Raw genomic sequence first — 7,300 nt, forward strand, 5'->3', positions numbered from 1 at the left:
CCAAGTATCTCCTACTTCATCTGATTGTTTAAATTAGCAAGGTCTGGCTAAATGCTGCTACATCAGTTTAATGCTACTGATTCACCGCTGCCAGATATGCCGTTGGATGAGGGATGATGTAAGGTCGTTGTGTTTTTTTTCAAGAGCGCTTAGCAAATATCTTTTCATTTACTAGCGTCATTGCGAATGGGTAATGATTACTGCTTATCGGAAGCGCTGTACGAGAACATGATTATTCTGACTTAGAACTGTCTGCGCCCGGTAAATGCATGAGTAAGTGTATTGCCATCGATATATTCTAGCTCGCCACCTACAGGCACACCATGTGCGATTCGAGTGGCTTTGATATCCTTTTCCTTGCACATCTGGCCGATGTAATGCGCAGTCGCTTCTCCCTCTACCGTAGGATTAGTCGCAAGAATAACTTCAGAAACAGACTCCGCGATTAGCAATTCAGCAAGTTCGTTTAAGCCTATCTCGGCGGGACCAATACCATCAATGGGCGAAAGGTGCCCCATGAGTACGAAATATTTACCTTTGTACTCAGATGTTTGTTCGATCGCCAACACATCTTGTGGTGATTCAACAATACACAGCTGGCCCGACTCGCTACGCATTGGGTTTTCACATATTTTGCAAAGTCGAGACTCAGTAAAGGTACGGCATTGCTCGCAATGGCTCACGTGCTCCATTGCGTCATGAAGGACCTTACTTAAATGCAAAGCCCCTTCTCTATTTCTCTCAAGTAAACTAAATGCCATACGCTGTGCGCTCTTTGCTCCTACACCTGGTAGAATTTTGAACGCCGAAACTAGTTCGTTAATTAGTGGGCTAAATGACATTTTTTGAGAAGCTCCTAGAACGGCATCTTAAAGCCGGGTGGTAAGTTCATCCCGCCGGTCACAGAAGCCATTTTCTCTTGGCTAGTCTCGGCAACACGTCTAACAGCATCGTTTAGTGCCGCCGCTACCAAGTCTTCGATCATATCCTTTTCGTCTTCCATCAATGATTCATCGATATCTACGCGACGCACATTATGGTTGCAGGTCATGGTTACCTTTACCAAACCAGCGCCAGCTTCTCCAACAACCTCTAATGTGGCGAGTTCGTCTTGCGCTTTCTTCATTTTTTCTTGCATTTGCTGGGCTTGCTTCATCATATTGCCCATGCCACCTTTAAACATAACCTTTCTCCAACTATTACAAATATTTTGCGACTACGAAGATATATAGGCAGTCATAAGAATATCAAACTTAATTTCGTTTTTTATTATCTTGGTTTTATAGAGTCTTCGACTATCTGACCTTCGAAAGCCTTAATCAGTTCCTGAATAGAGTCATTAGTTTCAACGACATTATGCGCATGATTGTGTCTCACTAAGGAAATCTGTTGTTGGATCTGAAACGGTGTCTCAGATACTTCCCCATACTCTACAACGAACTCGATTGGTTTCTTATAGAATGTGCTCAAAGCCTCTGTAATCGTAGTGCGATGTTGCTCTTCATCCAAATGTTTATTTCTTTCAGCAATGCGAATAACAAATTTATCACCATGCTCAATCAAATTTGATTGCAACAGCAACTGCTTGTTGAGACCGCCAACACCAAGTTCTTCAATGAAGTCACTCCACTTATTTATCTGCTTCGCTTGTAGGAGCTTATTGCCATCTTCTAAATAAGGAGCCACCTTCGGGTGCGTCACCTCAACTTTACTTAAATCTAAAAATTCATCCTGAAACATTGCAGCAATTTCCATTGCTGGATCTAAAGCCTTAGTTTCAGGGAACACATTTTGCTCAGAAGTGGTATCGGATTGAACGTCTTTATGTGTTTGAACTTCTGTATCTTGTGGGGACTCTGCCTGTACATCTATGTTGGAATCGATAAGAGTAGAAGCACCTTCTGAAGACAATTCCTCATCATTACTGAAAGGCATATCTTCATCGTATGATGATAAATCTATTTCATCTTCTGTATCGACTTCTTCAGTCCTTATCACTTCTTCTTTATCTTGAGTAAGCTCTTGCGTTTCCCAAGGCGGGGTTTCCGAACTCTTATCTTCTTGAAGTCTTGGTTCAGCTACTTCTAATGACTTATCTTCAACTGCAGCTTCGGGCTCTAATGGGTTTCTGTAGGGTTTTTCCTCTTGCGATTGCTCCGCGCTTTGCTTATTTTGAGTAGGTAAATCTGCATCGCCGTTAAACACCGTGTTTTCTTGATTCATCAAACGATCGAACAAGGAGGATGTGGTTGCCTCGCCTCTTTCCTCTTTAACGTCCTCATCTTCAGGCTCTTCATTATCGAGTTGATCAGCCAGTGCTAGTAAATCAGAGGTTGTACTTAGCTGATCAGCACCACTATCTGTTGAGATAGAATCTTGTGAGATGAGTTGTTGTGCAGCATCTCGCTGCAATTTTGCATCCGAAGCCAGCTCGTCATATTCAGAAAACATAGACGACTCTGCTTCATCATCCATAAACGACATATTCATCATGTCATGCTGATAATTGTCGTCAGTAGCGTCTGCATGCTGAGAGTGAGTATGTTCGATTGAATCAGGCTGCATTGCGGCTTCTGATTGTTTTGGTTGCTGCGTCGTTTTATCGAGCTCAGGCTCGTGAGACACATCGGTTTTATTCTTGCTATCGCCAGTAGCAAGGCCTTCATCTTGAGCAATGTCTTTAGCGATAACAAGGGGGTCGTTTGGTGGTGACTGCACGACTACTGGCGATGATTCAACTGAATTGACGGGCTGAACCAGTGCGGGAGTTTCATCTAATTTAGCTGGCTCAGCTAACTGAGGTGACTCAGATGCGTCGTCAGATTCATCTGCTTTGCTATCTGATTCATTCCTTGGCTTTGCATCACTACTTAATTCAAGTGTTTTTTTTTCAGCCTGTGCTTGTGCGTGACCGGCTTCTAAGTCGAGTTCAACCTTACTCGCCGGACTGAAGGCTAACATTCTTAGCACTGTCATTTGGAGACCAGAAAATGGATCTGGAGCAAATGGCAGATCTTTTTTACCTTGCAGCACAATCTGATATAGCAATTGTATATGTTCAGCAGTTACCGATTTTGATAGTTGATAAACAGCTCTTGCACTCAGTGTTTCAATCTTGCAAATATCAGGCACAATCTGCGTCAACGAAACTTGATGCAACAAACTCAGAAGCTCAGCCAACACTTGGCTGTAATCAGGTGCATGTACACATATATCATCTAACTCATGCATGGCCTGTGTGCTGTTTTTTTCAATCACCGCTTTCACAAGACGCATTACTTGGTTTTTATCCAAGAGACCTAGCATTTCAGTCACTGTCGCCAATGTGACTTGGTTGTTTCCTTGAGCAATGGCTTGGTCGGTAAGACTCAAAGCATCCCTCATACTACCTTGTGCGGCACGTGCTAAATGTCCAAGAGCTGACGCCTCGGATGGTATGCTTTCTTGCTTCAGGATGTGCTCAAGCTGCGTTTGAATTTGCTCACGTGATAGGGCTTTCAAGCTGAATTGGAGACAACGCGACAGGATAGTTACTGGTAATTTCTGTGGATCAGTCGTTGCTAATAGAAACTTAACGTGCGGAGGCGGCTCTTCCAAAGTCTTGAGCAAAGCGTTAAAACTGTGCTTAGAAAGCATGTGAACTTCATCGATAAGGTACACTTTAAAGCGACCACGTGTAGGCTTGTATTGAACATTGTCCAGTAACTCGCGAGTATCTTCCACCTTCGTTCGTGATGCAGCATCTATTTCTAATAAGTCTACGAAACGACCTTCGTCGATGTCAGTACAAGCATTACAAGTACCACAAGGTGTTGCACTTTGACCTGTTTCACAATTCAGGCTCTTGGAAAAGATACGAGCAATCGTTGTTTTGCCCACACCGCGCGTCCCTGTAAATAGGTAAGCGTGATGCAGTTTGTCATTATCAAGCGCGTTAGATATAGCACTAACTACGTGCTCTTGCCCAACCAGCTCAGCGAACTTCTGAGGACGCCATTTCCTTGCTAATACTTGATAACTCATGCTTGTTAGTTACTCGCCTTCGTATTCCACTAAACTGAATGGTTGAACGCCATGATCGATTAATTTAGTTTCACCGCCAATATCAGGAAGTGAAATCACAAATCCAGCATGTTCCGTAATACCGCCTAAACGTCTAATCAAATTAGCGGTAGCCACCATGGTTCCGCCTGTTGCGAGCAAATCATCAATCATTAAGACTCTATCGCCTGGCTTTATTGCGTCTTTATGCATCTCTAATATGTCTGTGCCGTACTCTAACTCGTACGCCTCAGAGATAACTTCTCGTGGTAACTTTCCCGGTTTTCTAACAGGAACAAAGCCAATTCCCATTTCAAGGGCAAGCGGCGCACCAAATAAGAAGCCTCTCGCTTCGGTACCCACTACTTTATCGAAGGTTTGACCGGCAAACTGCGCTTTTAATAAATCTATACATGCAGTAAATGCTTCATGATCTTGAAGTACACTCATTACATCGCGAAACATGATACCCGGTTTTGGATGGTCTGGAATCGTTGTAATTGCAGACCTAATTAATTCTTTTGTCACGTATTTACCTAATTCGGATAATTGCTAGAAGAAAAACACATACCATCCAGCAATGATATGCATGAGCGGAAACGCTACTAAGGCAGCTAGGATACCAAGAAAGTACCAGCCATTAAAAACTTCTTTGAACTCAGTGTTATCACCCATGAGAATTACCTTGTTTGTTGACAGTAATTTAAGAGCGGTGAATATTACTTGATCGAGGTCAAAAAAAACAGGTTTTCATGCTTATCTGACTAGAAGTTTTTCTTCTATGCTTAACGACTCTCTTCCTTTAAAACTGAAAGGTTAGACATTGTTTAGAAGGCATTTAAATATGGGCTGCTTGATAGCCAATACGAAAGCCCCCCCAATGCTTCCCGTTAACGTAAATAGGTGCTGAAAGATCGTGCATTACTTCACCAGTATCGCGTTTATAGGTCTGCAAAAGGAATAGTTCAGTATTGCTACCACATCGAGAACCAGTGTAATCGTCAAAGATTCGTTTCGTTCTGTTAGCAACAAAATCAGTATCATAATCACCAGTAAGGGGTTTTGAGAAGCATTTATTGTGGGTGGGAAAATAGCCATTCCGGTCTACAGCACCGGCGTAAATAATGAAATCATTTTGCTGCAACAGAGGCTCTTGAATATCAGGTAAGACTTTATCTGTAAATTTATCAAATTGTGTCGCATGTTTTACCGGGTTTGTATTTGGAATAACCTGGTAGTTCTCATCGAATAGGGCGTGTTCATTAATTTCACCTTTTTCAATAGCATGCTCAAACAGCGAACCAATTCTAGACGCCGCATTTATCGCAATATTTTGTACTGTAGAGTTCCTATCTTTTATCTCGAACACGTGTAAGGTTCTAAATATACTTTCTGTATGATAGCTCAAGCCCAGCACTCTTTCGGATACGTCGGTGAGTTCATGTTTTAACGAATCAGTTGATACAAATAGATTTTCTGCATTTTTTGAAATCCCACTATTGAGTGACTTCATTTCGGTCACACAGACGGATAATTCATCCATGGATTCTTTTGCAGTCAACAAACTTGCACTAGATTGCTCAACTTTTTCAGAGGCCTCTGCGACTAGATTAGACATTGTTTCGCCAGCTTCAGAAACGGTAGATATAGCTTGTACTGATGCATTGCTTCCCTTTGTAATTTCTTCTAACACCGATTCTATGCCCTGTGTTGCTTCTGTAGTTCGCTTAGCTAAGTTTCGTACTTCGTCAGCTACAACTGCGAAACCTCGTCCTTGTTCACCCGCTCTCGCAGCCTCTATAGCAGCATTTAGGGCTAACATGTTCGTTTGGTCGGCTAGTTGATTAATAGTTTCAACAATATTCGCAATGTCGCTTGCGTTGTCCCGAAGACTCAACAACAAAGCATTTGTGTTTTCTATCTGCAGTTTGAGATTGCCCTGTTGTGTTGAAACTTGTTGCAAAAGATTCACTGATGCATCGGAAAAAACAGATGACTCAGATATTTGGCATGAAGCTGTTTCGCTGAATCCAATGATTGTTTGGTTAGATTGCTCTATACCTTGCACTCGTTCAGCTATCTCCTTAGTACTATCTACTTGAACTTCAAATAGCGATGCCAATTTGTCTACAAAGTGAGAGACATTCGCACTCTCAATTGCAATTTCACTGCTTTGCTTAGCAATGATCTTAGCTGACTCTTGAAGCGCTTCATTTCCTTGATGAGGCTCTTCCGCAATTTTATTTTGCCCTGGTGCTAAGCTAGAGATTGCAGTCGTAGTTATCAAAAAAACAGCAGTGACCACTATAGTCTTCACTAGTAGGAGATCTATTATTGAGTCAATCAGATAAAAAATTACAGCAAAGATAAGTGCAGCTATGAGGATAGATAGTTTTTGTGTTGTCACTAGTTTAGCCCTTGATTATTGTTAGCTAGTGACCTCCGTTGTATTACTAGCAAAAAAAATAGCCGATATATCAGTATCGACTATTCTTAAAAATATTTGAATTAGACTATAGAAGTATAAATGAGGAATGTAAGAAGCCTCATCCTTGAGGCAAAGAAGGTAGAGCCTGCCTAGTTATTTATCAAGATTAGCAGTAGTAAACTCGCTAGGACTAATAAAACCATCACCATCCAAATCAAGAGAATCAAATAATTCGTTTAATACTTGATGTGCCTCTGCTTCCGCTTTAGAGATCATACCATCAGTATTTGTATCCAGTTTTTTGAAAAGATCTTCTGATGAAAACGCTGATGTAGAAGTTAGCGCTAGTGTAAATGCGAAAGCGCTTAGTGATAATAATATGTTCCGTTTTGTATTTAACATGGTAAATCTCCTATGATAATTTTGATTAGTGAGAATTGTTTGCCTCACAACTAGGCTATACCACATTCCATGCCAACATATTTAATACAAGTTAATTCAACCACTTAACTCATTAATTGATATTCTAAGCCACAAAATCCTCAATAGCTTGTGTCTTATTCACTACACCTCAACGTTCATTCATCGAAATTTATGGTTATCTAATTGTTTTTAAACACTTTAATAGGTGTATCGAATTTACTACAAAGCAAAAAAGGGGGTCAGAGTGAATTAAAAAAAGGGTCAGAGTGAATTCTTTATCATTCAGCTTTGACCTGGCCCTTAACAATGTAAACACGCTTGTCGGCGTCCTGCCCGCTCCCAAACGGCATCCTTGCCGTTTGAAGGTTTACATTGTCAAGGACCAGAACAAACCGTGATAAACAATTA

The 7,300-nt window shown here is 41.4% G+C and carries 7 protein-coding genes; all 7 read right to left on the bottom strand.

Translation table 11 applies throughout. The features are described 5' to 3' along the window. Positions 1 to 242: 242 nt before the first annotated feature. Complete coding sequence (gene recR, locus RM556_RS14965) at positions 243 to 842, bottom strand: recombination mediator RecR (protein WP_311359736.1); 600 nt, start codon at positions 840 to 842, stop codon at positions 243 to 245. A 14-nt stretch (positions 843 to 856) separates the two neighbouring features. Continuing rightward, positions 857 to 1,183, bottom strand: a complete 327-nt coding sequence (locus RM556_RS14970; protein ID WP_311359735.1) for a YbaB/EbfC family nucleoid-associated protein — start codon at positions 1,181 to 1,183, stop codon at positions 857 to 859. Positions 1,184 to 1,269: 86 nt separating this feature from the next. Continuing rightward, positions 1,270 to 4,023: a DNA polymerase III subunit gamma/tau gene (gene dnaX, locus RM556_RS14975; protein WP_311359734.1), complete on the bottom strand. Its 2,754-nt coding sequence runs from the start codon at positions 4,021 to 4,023 to the stop codon at positions 1,270 to 1,272. 9 nt (positions 4,024 to 4,032) lie between these two features. After that, positions 4,033 to 4,569 carry an adenine phosphoribosyltransferase gene (gene apt, locus RM556_RS14980; protein ID WP_311359733.1) on the bottom strand — a complete coding sequence of 179 codons (537 nt, stop codon included), beginning with the start codon at positions 4,567 to 4,569 and terminating at the stop codon, positions 4,033 to 4,035. Between the two features lie 24 nt (positions 4,570 to 4,593). Beyond that, a complete protein-coding gene (locus RM556_RS14985) occupies positions 4,594 to 4,716 on the bottom strand; it encodes a hypothetical protein (RefSeq protein ID WP_311359732.1) in 123 nt (40 codons plus the stop codon). Positions 4,717 to 4,879: 163 nt separating this feature from the next. Then, the gene (locus RM556_RS14990; protein WP_311374981.1) at positions 4,880 to 6,358 is read right to left on the bottom strand and encodes a methyl-accepting chemotaxis protein; all 1,479 of its coding nucleotides are present in this window, start codon (positions 6,356 to 6,358) and stop codon (positions 4,880 to 4,882) included. Between the two features lie 264 nt (positions 6,359 to 6,622). Next, positions 6,623 to 6,871 (bottom strand): EF-hand domain-containing protein, encoded by a 249-nt coding sequence (locus tag RM556_RS14995; protein ID WP_311359730.1) that lies wholly within the window; start codon positions 6,869 to 6,871, stop codon positions 6,623 to 6,625. Between the last annotated feature and the right edge of the window lie 429 nt (positions 6,872 to 7,300).

Origin of the sequence: Alteromonas sp. W364, from assembly GCF_031846205.1 — a bacterium.
In the GTDB taxonomy this organism is placed as follows: domain Bacteria; phylum Pseudomonadota; class Gammaproteobacteria; order Enterobacterales; family Alteromonadaceae; genus Glaciecola; species Glaciecola blandensis.

Coding starts and splice junctions, on each gene's coding strand:
- recR (WP_311359736.1), bottom strand. CDS start 842: ATGTCATTTAGCCCACTAATTAACGAACTAGTTTCGGCGTTCAAAATT.
- RM556_RS14970 (WP_311359735.1), bottom strand. CDS start 1,183: ATGTTTAAAGGTGGCATGGGCAATATGATGAAGCAAGCCCAGCAAATG.
- dnaX (WP_311359734.1), bottom strand. CDS start 4,023: ATGAGTTATCAAGTATTAGCAAGGAAATGGCGTCCTCAGAAGTTCGCT.
- RM556_RS14985 (WP_311359732.1), bottom strand. CDS start 4,716: ATGGGTGATAACACTGAGTTCAAAGAAGTTTTTAATGGCTGGTACTTT.
- RM556_RS14995 (WP_311359730.1), bottom strand. CDS start 6,871: ATGTTAAATACAAAACGGAACATATTATTATCACTAAGCGCTTTCGCA.